The organism is Levilactobacillus sp. HBUAS70063 (assembly GCF_038374745.1).
Lineage (GTDB): Bacteria > Bacillota > Bacilli > Lactobacillales > Lactobacillaceae > Levilactobacillus.
Map to the genome: position 1 here is coordinate 264205 of NZ_JBANSM010000004.1, position 20113 is coordinate 284317.

General features: G+C 52.4%; 22 protein-coding genes. 13 read left to right on the forward strand and 9 right to left on the reverse strand.

Annotated features, from left to right (window positions below; genetic code table 11):
* The first annotated feature begins 19 nt into the window (after positions 1-19).
* The 9 genes from yidD (at position 20) to V8I28_RS08110 (ending at position 8368) form a co-directional block, all read left to right on the forward strand.
* Entirely contained in the window at positions 20-313 is a 294-nt protein-coding gene (gene yidD, locus V8I28_RS08070) for a membrane protein insertion efficiency factor YidD (RefSeq protein WP_341779603.1), read from the forward strand.
* A 12-nt stretch (positions 314-325) separates the two neighbouring features.
* Positions 326-550, forward strand: coding sequence for a DUF2969 domain-containing protein (locus V8I28_RS08075; protein ID WP_341779604.1), 225 nt, complete (start codon positions 326-328; stop codon positions 548-550).
* A gap of 95 nt (positions 551-645) precedes the next feature.
* Positions 646-1851 (forward strand): FtsW/RodA/SpoVE family cell cycle protein, encoded by a 1206-nt coding sequence (locus tag V8I28_RS08080; protein WP_341779605.1) that lies wholly within the window; start codon positions 646-648, stop codon positions 1849-1851.
* A 17-nt stretch (positions 1852-1868) separates the two neighbouring features.
* Complete coding sequence (locus V8I28_RS08085) at positions 1869-2171, forward strand: glycine cleavage system protein H (protein WP_341779606.1); 303 nt, start codon at positions 1869-1871, stop codon at positions 2169-2171.
* 141 nt (positions 2172-2312) lie between these two features.
* Positions 2313-3164 carry an SPFH domain-containing protein gene (locus tag V8I28_RS08090; protein ID WP_341779607.1) on the forward strand — a complete coding sequence of 284 codons (852 nt, stop codon included), beginning with the start codon at positions 2313-2315 and terminating at the stop codon, positions 3162-3164.
* A gap of 46 nt (positions 3165-3210) precedes the next feature.
* Positions 3211-4182, forward strand: a complete 972-nt coding sequence (locus V8I28_RS08095) for a DUF2785 domain-containing protein (protein ID WP_341779608.1) — start codon at positions 3211-3213, stop codon at positions 4180-4182.
* Between the two features lie 74 nt (positions 4183-4256).
* Positions 4257-5396 (forward strand): D-alanine--D-alanine ligase family protein, encoded by a 1140-nt coding sequence (locus tag V8I28_RS08100; protein ID WP_341779609.1) that lies wholly within the window; start codon positions 4257-4259, stop codon positions 5394-5396.
* A 136-nt stretch (positions 5397-5532) separates the two neighbouring features.
* Positions 5533-7155 carry a glycerophosphodiester phosphodiesterase gene (locus V8I28_RS08105; protein WP_341779610.1) on the forward strand — a complete coding sequence of 541 codons (1623 nt, stop codon included), beginning with the start codon at positions 5533-5535 and terminating at the stop codon, positions 7153-7155.
* 355 nt (positions 7156-7510) lie between these two features.
* Complete coding sequence (locus V8I28_RS08110; RefSeq protein WP_341779611.1) at positions 7511-8368, forward strand: helix-turn-helix transcriptional regulator; 858 nt, start codon at positions 7511-7513, stop codon at positions 8366-8368.
* A 214-nt stretch (positions 8369-8582) separates the two neighbouring features.
* Here the strand turns inward: V8I28_RS08110 and V8I28_RS08115 are convergent, their stop codons facing one another.
* The 4 genes from V8I28_RS08115 to V8I28_RS08130 form a co-directional block, all read right to left on the reverse strand.
* Positions 8583-9062, reverse strand: coding sequence for a universal stress protein (locus V8I28_RS08115; protein ID WP_233669794.1), 480 nt, complete (start codon positions 9060-9062; stop codon positions 8583-8585).
* Between the two features lie 96 nt (positions 9063-9158).
* Positions 9159-9446, reverse strand: a complete 288-nt coding sequence (locus V8I28_RS08120; protein WP_341779612.1) for a hypothetical protein — start codon at positions 9444-9446, stop codon at positions 9159-9161.
* Positions 9447-9819: 373 nt separating this feature from the next.
* Positions 9820-11094 (reverse strand): replication-associated recombination protein A, encoded by a 1275-nt coding sequence (locus V8I28_RS08125; RefSeq protein WP_445928198.1) that lies wholly within the window; start codon positions 11092-11094, stop codon positions 9820-9822.
* A gap of 19 nt (positions 11095-11113) precedes the next feature.
* Positions 11114-11566, reverse strand: a complete 453-nt coding sequence (locus V8I28_RS08130) for a YueI family protein (protein ID WP_341779614.1) — start codon at positions 11564-11566, stop codon at positions 11114-11116.
* A 76-nt stretch (positions 11567-11642) separates the two neighbouring features.
* Here V8I28_RS08130 and V8I28_RS08135 point away from each other — a divergent pair, with 76 nt between their 5' ends.
* Positions 11643-12242 carry a DUF1054 family protein gene (locus V8I28_RS08135; RefSeq protein ID WP_341779616.1) on the forward strand — a complete coding sequence of 200 codons (600 nt, stop codon included), beginning with the start codon at positions 11643-11645 and terminating at the stop codon, positions 12240-12242.
* Positions 12243-12295: 53 nt separating this feature from the next.
* Positions 12296-13342, forward strand: a complete 1047-nt coding sequence (locus tag V8I28_RS08140) for an AI-2E family transporter (RefSeq protein ID WP_341779617.1) — start codon at positions 12296-12298, stop codon at positions 13340-13342.
* Between the two features lie 58 nt (positions 13343-13400).
* On the opposite strand, the gene V8I28_RS08145 is transcribed toward V8I28_RS08140, so the two are convergent.
* The 5 genes from V8I28_RS08145 to V8I28_RS08165 all read right to left on the reverse strand — a co-directional run bounded on the left by V8I28_RS08145 (position 13401) and on the right by V8I28_RS08165 (position 16207).
* On the reverse strand, positions 13401-13601 hold the full coding sequence (locus tag V8I28_RS08145; RefSeq protein ID WP_341779618.1) for a hypothetical protein: 201 nt from the start codon (positions 13599-13601) through the stop codon (positions 13401-13403).
* A gap of 127 nt (positions 13602-13728) precedes the next feature.
* Positions 13729-14322: a DUF3862 domain-containing protein gene (locus tag V8I28_RS08150; RefSeq protein WP_341779619.1), complete on the reverse strand. Its 594-nt coding sequence runs from the start codon at positions 14320-14322 to the stop codon at positions 13729-13731.
* Positions 14323-14386: 64 nt separating this feature from the next.
* A complete protein-coding gene (locus V8I28_RS08155; RefSeq protein ID WP_341779620.1) occupies positions 14387-14749 on the reverse strand; it encodes a TM2 domain-containing protein in 363 nt (120 codons plus the stop codon).
* A gap of 183 nt (positions 14750-14932) precedes the next feature.
* The gene (gene rpsD, locus V8I28_RS08160) at positions 14933-15538 is read right to left on the reverse strand and encodes a 30S ribosomal protein S4 (protein WP_233669802.1); all 606 of its coding nucleotides are present in this window, start codon (positions 15536-15538) and stop codon (positions 14933-14935) included.
* Positions 15539-15736: 198 nt separating this feature from the next.
* A complete protein-coding gene (locus tag V8I28_RS08165) occupies positions 15737-16207 on the reverse strand; it encodes a GAF domain-containing protein (protein ID WP_341779622.1) in 471 nt (156 codons plus the stop codon).
* A 187-nt stretch (positions 16208-16394) separates the two neighbouring features.
* Between V8I28_RS08165 and ezrA the strand changes: the two genes are divergently transcribed.
* Together ezrA and V8I28_RS08175 are read left to right on the forward strand one after the other, a co-directional pair.
* The gene (gene ezrA / locus V8I28_RS08170; protein ID WP_341779623.1) at positions 16395-18128 is read left to right on the forward strand and encodes a septation ring formation regulator EzrA; all 1734 of its coding nucleotides are present in this window, start codon (positions 16395-16397) and stop codon (positions 18126-18128) included.
* Positions 18129-18953: 825 nt separating this feature from the next.
* Positions 18954-20099 (forward strand): cysteine desulfurase family protein, encoded by a 1146-nt coding sequence (locus V8I28_RS08175; RefSeq protein ID WP_341779624.1) that lies wholly within the window; start codon positions 18954-18956, stop codon positions 20097-20099.
* The last annotated feature ends 14 nt before the right edge of the window (positions 20100-20113 follow it).

Here is a 20113-nt window from a genome sequence, read left to right on the forward strand (position 1 = left end):
ACGACAAGGGGGACTGGCCATGAAGTGGTTACTGACGAAATTGGTACGGGGCTATCAGCGCTTCATCTCGCCGCTCTTTCCCCCGACGTGTCGGTATTATCCGACTTGTTCAAACTATATGCTTCAGGCGTTAGCCAAGCACGGCGCGCTCAAGGGTGGCCTCATGGGGTTGGCACGAATCTTACGGTGCCATCCCTTCGTTCGTGGTGGCGTGGACCCCGTACCGGATCACTTCACGCTACGCCGTAATTTTGCGGCCGAACGGGCTTACCGCAAGGAAATGGGCCTTGATAAAAATTCCCCCACTAAATAAAGGAGAGTTGTCATGAGTAAACGAGAAAAATCTGTCCAAGTGACGGTCGATGAACAAGAATTGCCAGACGGCACGACTATGTCCATTCTAAAGATTGGTCAAGACACGATCGGCACGGTTAAACCAAATGAAGACCGGTTTGAAGCGCAGCTGAACGATGGTGACGTTTATCGCGTGAAGACCGTAGACGAGGGCGTTGAACTGCTCTTGCGGGATTACCACCTTCATCGCGGATAATAATTTTTAGTAAAATTGGCCGCAGTGGATCGTTAAAGTTCACTGCGGCCTTTATACTAGAGACAAAACTTAGTTTGAATTAAGGAGCAATCATTGTGGCAAAGAATGCGACAGAACAACGGAACGAGACGGATTCCCGGATTGACTGGGGAATTATCTTCTGTGTCCTAATGCTAGCCTTAATCGGGCTGGCGTCCATCTACGTCGCCGCGACCCATGATAGTAGCGCCACGAGTGTCACGTCCGCCGTGGCTTCTCAGCTGGTGTGGTACGTCATTGGGACGGTAGCGATTATCATTATTATGCAATTCGACTCCGAGCAACTGTGGAAGGTGGCCCCGTTACTCTACGGGTTGGGAATCTTCCTGTTACTGGCGGTGTTGGTCTTCTACAGTCGGGCTTACTATCAGAATACGGGGGCACGGAGCTGGTTTGCCATCGGCAGCCTGACTTTCCAGCCGTCTGAAGTTATGAAGCCCGCCTTCATCTTGATGTTGGCGCGGGTCGTGACGGAGCATAACAACCTGAACCCGATTCACACGATGCGCACGGACTGGGTCCTGATTGGGAAGTTGATTCTCTGGACCCTGCCAGTGGCCGTTTTGCTCAAGTTGCAAAATGACTTCGGGACCATGCTGGTGTTCTTCGCCATTGTCGGTGGGGTCCTGCTGGTCTCGGGGATCACCTGGAAGATTATCGCGCCGGCTTTTGCGATTGTCGGTGGGGTTGGGGGAACCGCGTTAGCGCTGGTCACCACCGATGCCGGGCGGAAGATTCTGGAGAAGATCGGCTTTCAGGCCTACCAATTCTCCCGGGTCGACACCTGGTTACACCCCTCACAAGACACATCTAACAGCGGTTATCAGCTGTGGCAAAGCATGAAGGCCGTGGGGTCCGGCGGTATCTTCGGGACCGGCTTCAACGTGTCCCACGTCTACGTTCCCGTGCGGGAATCCGATATGATCTTCTCTGTTATTGGGGAGAACTTCGGATTTATCGGCGGGTGTATCCTGATCTTCCTGTACTTCCTCCTGATCTATCAAATGATTCGGGTCACGTTCGACACGAAGAATGTCTTTTACGCCTATATCTCAACCGGGGTCATTATGATGATTCTCTTCCACGTGTTCGAAAACATTGGGATGAGCATCGGGTTACTCCCACTGACTGGGATTCCCTTGCCGTTTGTTAGTCAAGGGGGGTCAGCCCTGATTGGGAATCTGATAGGGATTGGTTTAATCATGTCAATGCGGTATCATTATAAGAGTTACATGTTTAGTCGTAACGACGCATTCAAATAAAGAGGAGACTAGTTAATATGGCTGAAATGGTAAAGTATTTTTGGACGAAAGCAGTAGACAACGGTACGCGGATCGGTTTGACAACTGAGGGCCAAGACGAATTAGGCACCATCAAATTCGCCAAGTTACCAGCTGTTGGGGATGTCGTTAAGAAGGGGGACAACCTGTTAAGCGTTGAAGCTGACAAGGCGGTCTCTGACATTCCGAGTCCGGTCTCCGGTAAGGTCACGGCGGTTAACCCCGCATTGGCCGATGACTTTGACGCTTTGAATGGGACGGATACGGACGCTGCGTGGTTCGTGGATATCCAAGAAGCTTAGTGAACGCGTGACGGTGCTGACCCTCGGGGCTGGCGCCGTTTTTTTATGGCCGGGAGTCGCGACGATCGTAACCGGTTTCTTAGTGCTTTACGCCTGAGTCGGGTATAATAGAAGTAGTTATTCGGAAATGGAGTGAGTCACATGAATGAAAAGAATGTGTTTCACATCAACGGCTACTTGGGCTTGTTGATGGTTTTGGCATTGTTTATTCTCGGTGGCTGGATGGCTTTCGAGGGAATCATGTTGCCGCTGGCCGTGATCATCATTATTGTCGCGGCGTTGGCGGCCAGCAGTCTGACGATTATCAGCCCGAACCAGTCCAAGGTGCTGACGTTTTTCGGCCGGTATATCGGGACGATTCGCGAGGCCGGCCTGTACCTGACCGTACCGCTGACCAACAAGTCCACCGTTTCACTGCGGGTTCGGAACTTTAATAGCGCCATTCTCAAGGTCAACGACCTTCAGGGGAACCCCGTGGAGATTGCCGCGGTGATCGTCTTTAAGGTGGTAGATACCAGCAAGGCCCTCTTCTCGGTCGAAGACTACGAACAATTCGTGGAAATCCAAAGCGAATCGGCCATTCGGCACGTGGCCTCGGAGTACGCCTACGATAACTTCGGCGATGGCGAGGCGTTGACCCTGCGGAGCAATCCGACCGAGGTCTCGAACCATTTGACCGAGGAACTGCAGGAGCGCTTGGACGTGGCGGGAGTCAAGATTATTGAAACACGCTTGACCCACCTGGCCTACGCTACCGAGATCGCCTCGGCCATGCTTCAACGGCAACAGTCACAGGCTATTCTGTCCGCGCGGAAGATTATCGTCGAGGGGGCCGTCTCGATTACCGAGGGCGCCATCACACGGTTAGCCAATGAAACGGACCTGGAGCTCAGCGACAAGCAAAAGTTACAGCTAATCAATAACATGATGGTCTCCATCATTAACGAACGGGGCTCTCAACCCGTCATCAACACGGGGAAAGTCGAGTCGTAGTCACAGCGAATTAGAACGGTATGCGTAAACTATTGGAGGGTCACGTATGGATGAACAGATCGGGGAGTTGCAGCGGCAGCTAGGGTCCTTAAATCAAGAATTAAAACAGGGAGTGGTTTTCCAGTCCCTGGGGCCGCGGCTGGGCCAGCTGATGGATGGCATTCACCGCCACCGGCGAACCCCGGTCACGTTGCCCGATGACCAGGACGGGATTACCGAATATTTATCGGAATTGCGAGACGACCTCAACCAGAATCACAGCCTGTACCTGCCGCTTCAGGACATGGATTTTCTGTTGAGCCATCTGGCTTCGCCCGATCCGGAGATTCGGTACAATGGGGTGAATTTCACCATCTATGACGCTCTCCAGCAAAATGCCCTGGGTGTCGATGAGCAGGTCGCCCTGATTCATTTCCTCAGTCGAGACGCCACCTTATTTGCCCACATTCTGGAGCCGACCAACGCCGCCGTCTTTGGCCGGGCCAGTTCGGCCTCCGTGTTGGCGGTGGCCTTGCATTTTGCGGCCGAAAACAAGATTCAGTCGCGGTTGAACTATCAGCAATTGGTCATTCAGGTGGCAACCTACATCTGCTTGGAGACGGACACCCGTGGCTTCGTGAATCAGCAGGGGTGGGCCCACGCCTACGCGGCAATTATCGACCTGCTGATGGTGCTGTCGGAGACCGACGACCTGCCCAGAGCGGATAAATTATTTTTGTTGCTGACGTTAATCGAACGGTTAAAGCGGTTGACCACGCCCCTGATTTACGGGGAAAACGACCGCATGGCCACGTATTTCGTGACGCTGACCAACCGGCACGCCTTGTACGAGGTTACCCTGGTCAAGGCGCTCAAGCAGTGGCGGCAGACGGTGGCCCGTAGACGCCGGCCGGACAACCTCGCGGGGTGGAATCAGTTCTTCAATCGCAAGCGCTTGGCGGACGCCTTACGCTTGCGCCAGGACGCCGGGCCACGACTCAAAAAATATTTAAACTCAACTATCGATTTTTTAGGCTGAAAAGATATTCAATTTTTTAGAGAAATGGTATACTGAAGGCTAACCGAAATATATACGATAGGATGAGTGACAAAATGGATACAAAAGCAAAATTACACGTAGGTCTATTATTCGGTGGTAATTCTTCGGAACATGATGTTTCTAAGCGTTCGGCCCACAACATTTACGATGCTATGGACAAGACGCGTTACGATGTTAGCCTGTTTCTGCTGACGCGTGACGGCTTTGTTCTGAGCGATGCCGCTTCTCGGCGCGTGTTCGACGGTGAGGACGAGGCAGCGGTGGCTGCTGAAGAACAAGCCCAAGTAGACGCTACCAACCCATTGGCACCCATTTGGAATTTATCTCAAGCAAAGGATATTGATGTTTTCTTCCCAATTATTCACGGTAACTTGGGTGAAGACGGTACGATCCAGGGGCTTTTCCGCTTACTGAAAAAGCCTTTCGTGGGGAGTGGCGTCTTGGCATCAGCGACGGCCTTTGATAAGGATATGACGAAGCAGGTTCTGACGACCCACGGTATTCGCAACACCAAGTACGTGGTGATTACGCCAGACAACCGGGACGACTACGATTACGCCACGGTTCAAGAAAAGTTGGGGACCAACGTCTTCATCAAGCCTGCTAACCAAGGCTCCTCAGTCGGCATTCACAAAGCTGGTAACGAACAAGAATTTAACGAGGGCCTCGCTGATGCCTTTCGTTATGACTTCAAGGTACTGGTGGAAGAAACGATTGCGGGACCGGAGGAAGTCGAAATTTCCATTTTGGGGAATGAAAAGCCACAAGCCTCTAAGTTGGGGGCCATTCGGGTACCCGAATCCGATGTGTTCTACGACTACAACAACAAGTTCGTGGACGCCAGTGGCGTGACGTTCGAAGTGCCCGTTGAATTACCGGCTGAACTGACCACTGAGATTACCACGATGGGGCTGCGGACCTACGCTGCCCTAGGATTGAAGGGGATGGCGCGGATCGACTACCTGGTTTCTCAAGATGGTGTGCCGTACGTGGGTGAGGTTAACACCTTGCCAGGCTTTACCAACATCAGTCTGTACCCACAATTGTGGCAAGCCTCTGGCATTAGCTATGCCGATCTGATCGACCGGTTAATCGCCTTGGCACTCGACGAATTCAAGTATCAAGATGAATTAGCTTACGATTTCATTCCGTTGGATGATAACTCGGCGGCTTCAACTTACAAGCCTAAGTAGATCGTGTCAATCAAAGACCGGTGTGGAACGGAGACGTTGCCTGCCGGTCTTTTTATTGGATTTTTTGATGGCAGCGGTTGCACGGCTAGTCCGTGTGCACGACAAGTGACAAGATAGTGTGGGAGGTCAGAAGGGGATGCAATTACGAGAATGGGGGCACCGCTTAACCGCCAGTTGGCGCTGGGGGCTGTTTACGCCGGAACTACTCCTAGGTTGGGAGCTTCTAGCCGGATTATTTGCGCTGGTCCGCTGGTTCGGGCAACGTCCGGGCTGGTCGGGCCCTTTGGTGGTGGCCATCGTGGGCCTACTCGTCATGACGGCCGGGCAATTCATGCAGGTGGCCCGATTGTACGGGCGGGCGACAACGCATCCCGACTGGGCGACCAGCTGGCGCCTCGTGTGGCGGCACAAGTGGGCGTGGCTGGCGGTGGAAGTCGTCGTCACCATCCTGGCCTTGCCGCTAGGACTGTGGGGGCTGAGTAGTCGCCTACTGGTCCGCCTGCCGTTGACGGCCAGCGTCGTCAATCTGGTCTCGCTACATCGGCGGCCGGTAGTGATCACGGCCGGTGTGCTCTACCTGTTGCTGGCCGGCTATCTCCTTTTGTGGGGGCCGCGGCATTTTCGCCGGTTGACGCCCCGGCTCAAGCATCCCGGGACGCCTGGGCAAATGCTGGCCGGACTCGTAGTCTGTGGCCTCTTGACGGCCGGCTGGTGGCTGGTAAGTGAGGGGCTAGTCTGGCTAAACTGGGGCGTCGATCGGTACGGTCGTTGGTCAACGGTGCGCGGGCTGCTGGCCGGGTCGCTGACGGTGGTCTTGATTGGCTTTGCAGTCGTGAGCATCCTGGGGGCGCTGACACTGGTCTGGAGCTGGTGCGGCCAGCCCAAGGTCACTGGTCATGTCCAGTATTACCGGTTGCGCTGGCCGCTACTAGGCGGTGGGGTGGTCTGTGTGTTCCTGGTAGGGGGCATCGTCTTTCAAACGCTCCACGCGCAGCCGCAATTCTCCCGAACCGCCTTGATTAGCCACCGCGGCGTGGACCATCAGCGCGGCATCCAGAATACGATTCCGGCCCTGAAGCGGGTCCACCGGGAACGGCCAACCTACGTGGAGATGGACTTACACGAGACCAAGGACCACCGCTGGATCGTGCTTCACGATGAAGATTTACGGGCTCTGGCATCACGCAACGTCACGCCTCACCAGTTGACCCAACGCCAGCTAGAACGGCTGACGGTGCGTGAAAATGGGCAATCCGCGCGCTTGGCGAGTTGGCCGGCTTACCTCAGAGCCGCGGAACGGCTACATCAGCCGCTAATCGTGGAGTTGAAGACGACACCGCGGGATTCGGCCGGCATGGTTCGGCGCTTTGCCCGGCAGTATGGGCGTCGGCTCTGCCGCGACCACGACAAGGTTCATTCGCTGGATTATCGCGTGGTGGCGCAGCTCCGTCGGGCCATGCCCCAGCTCAAGGTGGGCTACATCTTGCCGTTTAATTGGGTGGCCCCCCGGTCGGTACCGGCGGATTTCTACTCGTTTCAGCAAATTTCGGCGAGCCAACAGTTTATTCTGGCGGCCCATCGGCTGGGCGTGCCCGCCTATATTTGGACGCCGGATTCTCGCGATAAGATGACTCGCATGTGGGCGCTGGGGGCGGACGGCCAGATTACCAATGAACTCCAACGGCTGTGGTCGGTTACCAGCCAGTCATCGCGTCGCGCGCAGTGGGCGGTGCTCCAAAACTTTATTTATAGCTATTAATTGCTTCTACTCGAACTTACTTAATGCTTAATAAGCGGATATTCTTAACTATAAAAGGATTAATATACGGCCAACTGACGGCTGAATATTAATCCTTTTATATTCAAATGATAAAATGGTATAGACAGATTAAAGTTCCTTAATAAAATGGCATAATGCTTGTAATTCCCGGTAAATCACTTATCATGGTAAATAAGATAAACCGGCCGGAGTATGGCCAGTCATTACCAGGGGATGAAGATTAACGCCTACTATTGTTTGCGGTCGGGGAGTAGAAGTTAATCACGTTTTGAGTAATGTTCGGTTTTATCAAGTTGACTGCTACCTAACGTTACGAATCGTAGGGAGAGATAAGATGCGTTTATTAGGGAATAAAGTTAAACAATACCGGAAACAGAAGAATTTATCACAGCAAGAATTGGCCGAGGGCATCTGCACCCAGGCGACCGTTAGTTTGATGGAAAAGAAGAACAAGGTGCCCAGCATCAAGATTATTTTACAAATTTGCCGGCGCCTGAACATTTCTTTGGACGATGTCTTGTCGGGGCTGGGCAGTGGGTTAGATGAGCAATTTAATTGTATTTCCACCGCGGTCCGGCGCGAGGACTTCGCGCTGGCGGCCGAGATGCTGGCCAAGATGAACATGACCAACGTTCAGAATGGGTTTGACCGTGAACGGTATCATTATTACCGGGGCTTTATTGAGTTGGGCGCGCGGCAGCGACCGGATGAAGCTATTTTTCATTTTAATTTATTATTACACCGGTCGTATCGGATGCCCTGGGACCTCTACGCCATTGTGGGTAATGTGGGGATGGCGGCGGCTTACCTGGAACGTCAGGAACTGGACAAGACGCGGTACTATCTGAATGCCGCTAGCAACTATCTGGATGATTTCGAATGGCACGATGAGGAGAGTTTCCAACGGATGATCTGGGCACGCTACCGCATCTCCAAGCTATACCTGCAGTTGGAACAACCGCAGCAGGCCGTTGAGAATGTCGAGGCGGCCCTGCGTGCGGTTAAATACCAGGCATCGTTGTATTTGATCGATGTGTTGTACGAGGTCAAGGGACAGGCGGAACAGGCTTTACTAGCCACGGCGGCTGCCAAGCGCAGTCTGGTGATTGCCAGAACGCTGGCCCTGGTGACCCACAACGTGGCTTTGCAGGAACGCCTGATTCCACAAATTGGTCCGATGCTAACCGAATAAAATGTTTAACGAGCTCGAGGACTGCCTCGGGCTCTTCGTGTCTCATACGGCAGTCGACTAAGCAGAATCGTAAGTGTCAGCCAACTGGCGACCTTGTGGCGTACGTGTCGGCCAGTTAAGGTCGCACGTCTGACGGACTAGGCTTGTTTGTCCCAGAACAAAAAAGTACCGCCACTGATGTTCAGTAGCGGTACTTGGTTTTAAAATCGTAAGATTATCTTTCTGGATGCGTGTTCTTGGCCGGTCGGTTGTTTTGATCGGTCCGTACCACGAGGACATCACATACGGCGGTTCGGGTGACGTATTCAGTAACCGAGCCAATCAGTAACCGTTCCACCGCGTTTAACCCGGTAGCCCCAATCATGATCAGGTCGGTATCGTTATCCCGAGGAACATCGCGGGCAATGATGGTCTTCGGTGCACCGTATTCAATCGCGTAGTCAATGCTTTCTAGCCCATCGGCTTTGGCATCGGCCACGTATTTGTCCAGCGTCTTCTTTGCCGTTTCCGTGACTTGCTCAACCATGCTGGTATCGAAGCTGGAAATATTCTGGAAAGCCCGCGTATCAACAACGTGAACGAGATGTAAATCAGCATCGTTACGCTTAGCAACAGCGACCGCTTTCTTGAAGGCTAATTCGGCCTCGTATGAACCGTCAACTGGAACTAAAATGTGCTTGTATTGTTGTAACATATTGTTCACCTCTCATTACTTTATACTCTTATCATACGTTATTTAACGCCAAATAAAAAGCAATATGGTGAAAAAAGGCGGAAAATTTGGAAACGGTTACCGCTTTGGAAACCAATGCAAAAGTAGGAGCTGAAAGGCCATGATGGCCACCACGCCAGCCAGTAAAGTGACGGAAATAAAGATGGTGTTGTTCATGATAGTGGCGATGGCGGCCAGCACCCCAATGACCATGAGAATGATGCCGCAGATGATGAGGACGTGGCTCAGAACACTGGATTCTTCCGGGTGAAAGACCAGGAAGGGCCGCTGGCGGTGGCTAAAGGCAAACCAACCAATACCAAACGAGAGAAGCGTGTAGCAAATCATAAGAATCGTGATGACCATGAGGGGCCTCCTTAAATAGTTAACTAACTTTTTAGTAGAAATTTGGTTGACCGGTAAACCGGCGTCAATCTAATTAGAATAGCACACTGGCGCCAAAAGAAAAGGGCCATTCAATGGAATGGCCCTCAAAGCACAGAATGCTTTTGATGATCTAAGTGGTGCCGTTAATTGTCTAGTCATGTTGACCCGCGATGACAAATGCAGGGGGGAGAGCGTGGCGGAGTGTCTGACTTCCAAGTGAAAAGGCATGTCATCTTCTCTGCCCTTAGGCAATCCCGTTTAAAAATTACTTGTTCGGCAACTTGTAGTGAGACAACGCGTACACCTTAGAACCACTTGTATAGTAGCATATTCTAGCCGATAATACAAACGGTTACTTCCGGCTGGCTTGGCGCAATCGCTCGTATTGCGCGGCCAATTGGCTTTCGAACCGCCCGTTTGTTTTCGGGTGATAATATTGTGCGGTGCGAAGCGTATCCGGAAGATACTGCTGCTTGACCCAGTCGTTGGGGAAATTGTGCGGGTACTGGTAGGTCGTCCCGTGCCCCAACTTCTTGGCGCCGGCGTAGTGGGCATCCTTCAAATGGTCCGGGACCGCTCCGTTGTGGCCGTTCATGACGTCGGCCAGGGCCGCATCCATGGCGGTAATCCCGGAGTTGGATTTCGGCGATAAGCACAATTCAATGACGGCATCGGCCAAGGGAATCCGGCCTTCCGGTAACCCCAGTTGCTGGGCGGCCGTCACGGCTTGAACCGTGCGGGCAGCCGCCGGGAGGTTAGCCATGCCGATGTCTTCGTAGGCGATGACCATGAGCCGCCGACAGATCGAAGGCAGGTCGCCGGCCGCTACCAGTTGCGCGAGGTAGTGGAGGGCCGCATCGGTATCACTACCGCGGATGGACTTCTGGAAGGCGGAGATAACGTCGTAGTGGGCATCACCATTCTTGTCGCCCACGAGTGCCTTGCGTTGAAAACACGCCTCGGCCACTTCCAGCGTGATGTGGATGTGGCCGTCTTCGGCCGGTGGCGTGGATTGTGCCGCGAGTTCTAAGCCGTTGAGCGCACTCCGCAGATCGCCGTTCGTGGCGCCGGCCATGAAATGAAAGGCGTCGTCGTCCACCGTGAGTGGCAGATCGCCTAGGCCCCGCTCTTTGTCGGTAATGGCCCGGTGGAGCGCCGTTTCAATATCGGTCAGCGATAGGGGGTGAACCTCAAAGATCTGGGTCCGACTCCGAATGGCCGGATTGATGTTGATGTACGGGTTCTCGGTGGTGGCGCCAATCAGGATAATCCGGCCGCTCTCCAAGTGGGGCAACAGGAAGTCCTGCTTGGTCTTGTCCAGCCGGTGAATTTCATCCAGGAGGAGAATTACGGTGCCGCTCATCTTGGCCTCGGCCGCTACGACCTGGAGATCCTTCTTCGAATCGGTGGCGGCGTTGAGCTTGCGGAAGGCGTACTTGGTAGAGCCGGCGATGGCGCTGGCGATACTGGTCTTACCGGTGCCCGGCGGCCCGTAAAGAATCATGGAAGAAAGTAATTTTGCTGCGACCATCCGGGCAATGATCTTGCCTGGACCGACCAAGTCCTGTTGGCCGACCACGTCCTCCAGACGTTGGGGTCGCATACGATAAGCAAGTGGTTGTGCCAAAAAAATAAAGCTCCTTTCGCTATTTACCCAGGAGCTTGTCCAGTAACGTTTTTTTATGGTCTGGCTCGGCCTTGGCCGGTAGCTGTGGGTATTTCTTCTTGAGATCAACGGGATTTTCGTTGATGGCGTGGTCACTGGCCACGATTAAACCGTAGTCGTCCTCGGCCATGCCGTAGAAAATGTCGTTGCGAATCGTAAATTTAAGGTTGTGTTGACTAGCAATCTTGAGATACGGCGCTAGGTCGCCCTGGGCGATGTGGCCGTTTAAGATGACTTGTAAGTGGGGATGGGCTGTGATTTCGGTGACGAAAGCATCCACGTTGTTGCGGTCGGTGACCTCAGCGATGGTCATGGCTAACGACACGCGCTCCCGGAACGTCCCGAGGTAGCGGCGTTGCTCATCCGGATTGACTTTGGGAACCCCAAAGGTAGAATTTTGTAAATGTTTGTCCATTTGACTCTTTTCAGCCATGTCGAATCCCTCTTTTCAATGTGGTGTTGTTAGTATAACATGGAATGGAAGTAACTTTCAGGAAGGGGGACCCACGATGTATCACGATCAAGATTTTCACGTTTTTGACGATCCAACCTTGCCCGGACGATTGGGGAAGATTCGCCAGTATCTCGACCCGAAGTTTGCGGCCACGGTGGCCGACCTGGCGCCGGTCTTTGCGCGGTTGAGTATGCCGATTTACGACCACATTTCCCAGCATCGGCGGCGCTCGAAGAATCCGCCGCCGGATACCTGGGTGGCGTTTAGCACGTCCAAACGGGGGTATAAGATGTTGCCGCACATTGAGATTGGTTTCTGGGATGACCGCTTCTTCATCTGGTTGGCGGTGTTGCAGGAGGCCAAGGATCGGCAGGCGTTGCTGAGCAGCCTTAAAGAAGAGCTGGTGCTCCAATTGCCGGCGGATTTCGAATGTGGTGGGGACCACACGGATAAGGCTTGCGGGGTCCCGTTAAATCGAAAGAACTATCGGGCACTGATGGCCACCCAGACGCAACGGCATGCGGAATGGCAGGTCGGCCGTAACTTCTTGCGGGGCGACTCGTTCTTTACGCTGGACGCGGCGGCACAGGTGAAGGTGATTCAAGACCACGTGTCCGCTCTGTTGCCGGTGTACGATCAGTTGATTCGGTTGTAGGTGTTGGTGAAAGGTAAGCGGGTTAGGCGTAGCCAACCGCAAGGGGGATTTTTGTGATAGACCTATTAAAACGTTGGTGGCAGAATCCATTGACGATGTATTACTTAGCGTTAGTGTTGTTGATTATTATCGTTTGGCGGGCCCACGCCTTTTTATCCTTGGCGTTGTTCACCATCATTTTCATCTACCTAGGGGATGCCGCCATCATGGGGCTGGAACACCACCTGCATCTGCATCATCTCTGGTCCACGTTGCTGGTGTACGTGTTATTCCTGGCCGTGCTGGTGGCCGCCTTTGGCCAGATTATTCCGCCGCTGGTCTCGGAGGCGTCGAATCTGCCGCACACCTTGGATACGTTGGTTCAGACGTATCCGCAGTTGGAGACGCAGCTAACCAAGCTGGTGAAGAACCTGACGCAGAACGCCACGGTCATCAGTAATGGCAAGGCCATGCTGTCGAGTGGGATGGTCAAGCTGTCCCGGTTCAGCTCCGGGGTGGAAACGATTCTGTTGGCGTTCTTCTTTAGCTTTATCTTCAACCTAACTAAGAATCAGCTAAAACACTTCGTTCATGCGTTTACCAAGAGCCGATTTGCCGGGCTGTTCGTGCCCATGGGGAATTTAATCTTAAAATTCGTGCACATCTTCGGGACGGTGATTGAAACCCAGTTGATTATCTGCACGATCAACACGATTCTGATGGTGCTGGGACTGTGGCTCCTGAAGATGCCGAGCCTCCTTATCTTGGGGATTATGGTCTTCTTCCTGGGGTTGATTCCGGTCGCCGGGGTCCTGATCTCCATGATTCCGCTGATGATTATTGCCTTCGTCACGGGCGGCTTGATTCGGGTGATTGAGGTTATTGTGCTGGTCGTCTTGATTCATATGTTTGAGTCCTACTTCCTCCACCCCCGGTTGATGGCGAACGCGACCAACCTGCCAATCTTCGTCACGTTTATCACGTTGATTGTGAGTGAACGGCTCTTCGGGGCTTGGGGCTTAATCGTCGGAGTGCCGCTGGTGGCCTTCTTCCTGGACGTGTTCGACGTGCAGTTAAAGCCCAAGCCGGTGCGATCACAGGCGCCGGTCGATAAATCATAATTAAAAAAATCACGTTTTTCCCGAGTGAGGAAGAACGTGATTTTTAAGTTACCCGGCATTAGTGCATGACGAGCTTGGCCACTAAAAAGATGACGAGTAGGCCGATGTAGTAGATTAACGTTTTCGTCGTGACCTGTGGCGTCTGGCTGTGCCGGTCGCGTAACCAGAGGACGAAGACGACCAGTAACGCGATGACGGCCAATCCGAGTAAGATGTTGAGCACGAGCGATAGGCTCATGACGAGATTTAAGACAGGCATAAAGCTAGCCTCCAAGGATGTAAATTTCTGCGGCTTTTAACGCCAATCGGCAGGTGGGGCGGTGAACTCTAATTCAATTGTATAGAAAAAGGTATGGGGATGGAAGCGGACGCCAGAAGAAGTCTGATTAGCTTGATTGACCCAGGTCAGTTTTTGATTTGCTTATGAGCTTATGGTTCATAAAAGTAAAGGAAATGCTCTTGGTTCCATTCGTGTAGGTTAGGACTTGAGAACTGGTGGAAGCAACATTGGAGACGATTTCCCCAGCAGGGGTTCCCAGACGTTTCTTGACGGAAGTAAAATCTGAACCCGGTTGAATCGCTTTGTATTGGGCGTCGGTTACTTTGCTGGCACGCGCTGCGTCCACGTAGCCCTTGCCGACAGCTATGCCATCGATAAACTGGACGTTTACAGAGGCTCCCTTCAACGATTGGCCAACGTTAGTCCAAGAGTATTGGGTTGCCTTTTTCTTAGCCCCCGGAATTTCGGTCTCAGTTTCCACTGAGGATTTTCCGAACTTTGCTTTGACCGACTTTTCAGTTGAACCGTGGTCCCCGATCTTAATTGCCTCGTATTGGGCGAGTGAGACCGTTTTTTTAGCGGACTTCTTGCTAGAGGATGCAGAACGATCAGTTTTGGAATGGTCAGAAGAATTGGTTGAACATGCGGCGAGGGAGAGACTGGTAAGTAGCGTGAAAACAATTATCAACGTTCGTTTCATGATGGCTTCCTCCTCAAGGGATAGGTGTACACAATTTTTGTCACGGGTGCTAAGGGAACTTGAACTAGCTCTCCGGAGATTTATTGGCTTCTGCGCCTGACCGACGACGGTTGAGGATTAATTGGGCGGTGTCATTTTCGATGCGATCCTGGTCGTCTCTAAGCCAACCGGTTATCAGAAAAAGATCAATGAAAGCCCAAATTCCAGTTATTAACGTGCCCAATCCAAGCGTCAAAATTGTAATAAGGGTCATGGCGATGGCAGATCCGGTCTTGCCCATATAATAACGATGGGCGCCCAGCGTCCCTAGAAAGAGGCAAAGGAGAAATGCGACGGCGGTTGATTTCTTTTGACGTTCAATCTCAGAATTAACGACTAAAATCTCCTCATTGGTGAGTTGACTTTTTAAGTATTGATTGTTAGACATGTACGCTTCCTCCGATAGATTATGTTCAGTTTTAACGATAGTCAACAGTGAAAAAGGTTAAGTATCAGCTAACTTTACTTTATAGAAAATGGAACCCATAAGCAACAAAATTCGAAGAAAAATGCAAAAGAAAAAGCCTCGCCAAGTCGCGAGACTTTTTCCCAACTGATTAAGAACTTAATCTTAACGGTTGTAGTATTCAACGATAAGAGAATCGTCGAGTTCTGCATCTAACTCTTCACGTTGAGGGAAGCGGGTAAGGGAACCTTCCAGCTTGTCAGCGTCGAATTGGACGTATTGTGGACGACCAACAACGGCTTCAACAGCGCCCTTGATGATAGCCATGTCCTTAGACTTTTCACGAACAGAGATAACTTGGCCAACTTCGACTTCGTATGAAGGGATGTCAACGCGCTTACCATCAACCGTGATGTGACCATGGTTAACCAATTGACGAGCTTGACGACGAGTCGTTGCCAAACCTAAACGGTAAACCATGTTGTCCAGACGACGTTCGAGTAAGATCATGAAGTTCGTACCATGGGTACCTTCCTTGATCTTGCCGGCACGCTTGAACAAGTTGTAGAATTGACGTTCAGTCATGCCGTAAGTGAACCGGAGCTTTTGCTTTTCACGCAATTGCGTACCGTATTCAGATAACTTTTGACGACGACCTTGACCATGATCACCAGGTGCGTAAGGACGACGGTTTAATTCTTTACCAGTGCCGGAAAGGGATACCCCTAAACGACGGGAAATACGCCAGCTTGGGCCAGTGTAACGAGACATAGATAGTTCCTCCAATAAAATATTATTTGGAGTAAAATAAGCTGTTTATAAGTTTAGTATTCGTGCAGGTTGCTTTGCAGGTTTCACCGTGTACAGCCGCAGGTTACTTCCTGAACCAATGTAACGGCAACAATCTGTTGACGAGCTTACCACTTATCGCTGCATTATTTTACACAACCACCAGTATACCCAGAATGACTAGGCTTTGTCAACGTGTTTCAGTAAAACACGGGCAAAATCTTCCAGCACGGCCTGGTCGTCGGTGGTGAAGCGCCCCTTGCTAGGGGAGTCGATGTCGAGCACCCCGAGCTTGGTGCCGTCGCTTAAGGTCAGTGGCACCACGATTTCCGAATTGCTAGCGGAATCGCAGGCGATGTGGCCGGCAAAGGCGTGGACGTCGGGGACGAGCTGTGTCGTTTGGGTGGCTAAGCCCGTTCCGCAGACGCCGCTACCATTTTCAATGTGGACACAGGCCACGTTCCCCTGGAAGGGTCCCAGGATTAAGTCGTCCGTCTCGGGTTGGTAAAGGTAGAAACCCGCCCAGTTCACGTCCGTCAGCGTCTGCTTGAGTAGGGCGGATGCGTTGGCCAGGTTGGCAACAAGGTTCGTTTCCCCGTGTAGGAGGGCGTCAAGTTGTTCGATAACTAAAGGATTGACACGGTCACTCATGAAAAGGCCTCCATTGTTCGTAGATTAATTATTTGGTAATCTCCAGAAAGGTGGAGAGAATCCTGAAAACGTAGTGAAGCCAGTGCGTCACTTATGCTATAATCAAGATTAGATTAAATTATAAAATGAACCGAGTTATTTTACAACTCGTTTAAACGTTGAAATGTGGATGAAGGATGGGGTCAATATGATTGTGTTAATAGGAATCGTCATACTTGCGATCGTTGCGTACGTTGGCTTGTTGCTCTACCAACAACGGATTCGGCGCCAAGTCGCGACGTTAACCACTAAAAAGGAAGCGATGGAAGCTATTCCATTAAAGGATGAGCTTCAACTGGTTGGACAGTTAAGTCTGACTGGTCAATCGCTCGAGGATTATGAAAATCTTCAAGCGGACTTTTCCGAAATCACCGAGAACCGGTTTACCCGCATTGATAGCCAATTGGCCCAGCTACTCAGCGATTCGCGGGGCGTCAACCTGATTCAGCTCCGACAGAGTCTGAACAAGGTGACCACCCTGATTACCCAGACGGACGAGCTGATTAAGTCCGTGCAGGAACAATTGACCCACCTTCAAGAGGTCGATAAGCAACATCGCCAAGCGGTCAAGGACCTGGAGCAGAAGTACCAGGAGCTCCGCAAAACCTTGTTGGCGAAGAACTTTGCCTTTGGCCCCAGCATTGATGGGCTGGAGGAACAATTGAGTCAATTGGAAGATAACTTCGATACCTTCTCCCGGTTGACCCAGGAGGGGGACCATCAACGAGCGGCCGACGTCTTGGACCAATTACACGATGACACTGCCGTTTTGGAGGACCTCATCAAGGCCATCCCGCCACTGTACAAGGACCTCACCGTGGTCTTCCCGGACCAAGTGAAGGAATTAAAGGGTGGTTACCAACAGTTGACTGCCGAGAAATTCCAGTTCGGTGATCAGAACGTTCCCGAGCTCATTAATACGATTGAGGACCATATCAGCGCCAACCTGGATACGCTGGGTGACCTGCGACCGGACGACGCCAAGGTGGTCAACGACCGAATTGCCGATCAAATCGACAATGTTTACGACCTTATGCAAACCGAAATCGATGCCAAATCGCCGGTGGAAGCCAATCTTGATGGTGTCGCTAAGTTTATCGCGCACGCACAGAACCAAAGTCACGCGCTGATGACCGAACTGGATCGGCTCAGTCAAAACTACACCCTGGACCATCATGAACTTGAAACGGCCCGGGAACTCAACGAGCAGTTGCGGGGCATCGACGGGATTTATCAACGGGACGTCCAGGACCTGACCGGCAAGACGGCCACGTTCTCCCGCGTGCTAGAACACCAGAAACAACAGCAAAAGGATCTCGAACAAATCGAGCAGCAGCAAGCCGATATTTTGAAGAGTGTTGCTGGTCTGGCCGACGAAGAGCGGCAGGCGCGCGATACGCTCCAGCAGTTCGACTTCAATCTACATAGCTTGCGCCGGCAAGTGGAGAACTTAAACCTCCCTGGCATTCCGCAGAATTACTTGGACTACTTCTTCGTGGTCCGCGATGAAGTGGCCCAGTTGGCGACCGACATGGATCAGCCCCAGATTGATATGGAGCGGATCACCAAGCAACTGTTGATTATCCAGACGGATCTGGACACGTTACAGGAGAAGACGGACGATCTGATTGACAGTGCTGAGTTGGCCGAACAGCTCCTGCAATATGCCAACCGTTACCAGACCAGCCATGAGAACGTGGCTGCGGCCAGCAAGGAAGCCGCCGATTTGTTTGAGAACAAGCACCAGTACGCCCAGGCCCTAGAGACCATTGCGACGGTGTTGGACGAGGTGGAACCCGGCTCCTACAAGCGTTTAGAAGACGCCTACTACCAGAGCAAGGGCAAGGCCAAGCCAAAACGCGACACGGACGAAACCAAATAGAAATTAACGTGGGTCATCGCGACGGTTACCGTTGCGGTGGCCTTTTTCTGACGAGCTAAAGGTTGAAAGTAGAATAAACGCGCTGATTCCCGTAACGGCAGTGTGCTGTCCACTAAAATTGGTGAAACCAGGAGCCTGCGCCTGCCAGGGGTTACGCCTGCTATGGGGGACACCTCCAGCCTGAGAAGGCGGGCTTCCTGTTCGCTTGGCAGCCTTGCCAAACCCGCAAGTCTCCCAAGTCGCCCCACGCTGTAAGCTGAGAAAGAACCTCAGCTAACACCGTCGACACAGCTGGCTCCACCCCTGGCGATCTCCGGCAGGATGGTGCTTGTCAGCAACACCGGCGTTTATCGACAAACTGGTTGTTACGTGGGGTTAAGCCGCTGGTTGCTGGCCAGCACTCTCGCAGCCGTGAGTGAGCCAAATATGGGTTCAGCCGTGGGAGTTCCTTTAGCGGTGGTTCATGCCGCTTAGGGAACTGGCGTCTTTGAGACGTGGGCTATCGGCTCAAAGCGAGGCCGAGACCGCTTTTCAGGCTCGGTCCGGTCCGCCCACCGCGATCCAACCCATATTTGGCGAACGGTAAGGCGGCCGCTTTCCACTGCGAAACTGTAACCGACTAAACTTAACGTCATGAGTTATGCGATGACCATAGTTTTAGTCGATTTCTATTTTTCAACCTTTAGCTGACGAGATGGTGGGTGTTTGTCGTGTACCGGGCCGCTTTTCCGGGTAGGGGGCTTGTGGGAACGCCCGATTGTGTTTATAATGAGAAAGAATTTCTATCGGAGTCGAACCAATAGAAAAGAGATAAGAGGGTTCAGTATGATTTATTTTGATAACAGTGCGACCACCAAGGCAGCGCCCGAAGTGGTCGATACTTATGCCAAAGTCAGTGCAAACTACTGGGGGAATCCCTCAAGTTTGCATAAGTTTGGCGAGCAGGCGTTTAACTTGTTAGAACAGTCCCGGCAACAAATCGCCGACCTTGTGGGTGCCAAGCTGAGTGAGATTCTCTTCACCAGCGGCGGTACCGAGGGTGACAACTGGGCCATCAAGGGCACGGCCATGGCCAAGCGCGAGTTCGGAAATCACTTGATTACGACCGAAGTGGAACATCCCGCCGTTCATAATTCCATGGAACAATTGAAGCGAGAAGGGTTTGACGTGACCTACCTGCCCGTCGATGAACACGGCCGGGTTTCCGCGGACGACCTGCGTGCGGCGATTAAGCCATCCACCATTCTGGTGTCCACGATGGCCGTCAACAATGAAATCGGGGCGGTTCAGCCGCTCGATGAAATTGCGGCGGTCATGCGCGACTTCCCCCGGATTCACTGGCATATCGATGCCGTTCAGGGGATTGGTAAGGGCTTAGCCGACAAGATCTTCAATGACCGGGTGGACTTCGTGACCTTCTCCGGCCACAAGTTCCACGCACCCCGGGGCATTGGGTTCATGTACAAACGTCAGGGCCGCAAGATTGCGCCGCTGATGGCCGGTGGTGGTCAGGAACGGAATTTACGTTCTGGAACCGAGAACCTGCCAGCCATCGCGGCCATGGCCAAGGCGCTACGCTTACTTTTGACCGATGAAGCGGCCAAGGTTCAGCGTCAACGAGAAATTCGTCTGGCCATCCTGCACCATGTGGAGACCTTCCCGAACGTGACGATCTTCTCTAAGGATCTCCCGTACTTCGCACCGCACATCCTGTGCTTTGCCATTGCGGGGGTTCGGGGAGAAACCATCGTGCACGCCTTCGAGGAACACGACATCTTCATCTCCACGACCAGTGCATGCTCATCGAAGAAGCACGTGGAATCCAGCACGTTACAGGCCATGAAGGTCGATGATGGCATCGCCACCAGCGCCGTGCGGATTTCATTGGACGAACACAACACCATGGCGGAAGCCGAGAAATTTAACCAAGTCTTTGACGAACTGTACACGCAATTTGCCAAATTGAACTAAAACAAGAGGAATAC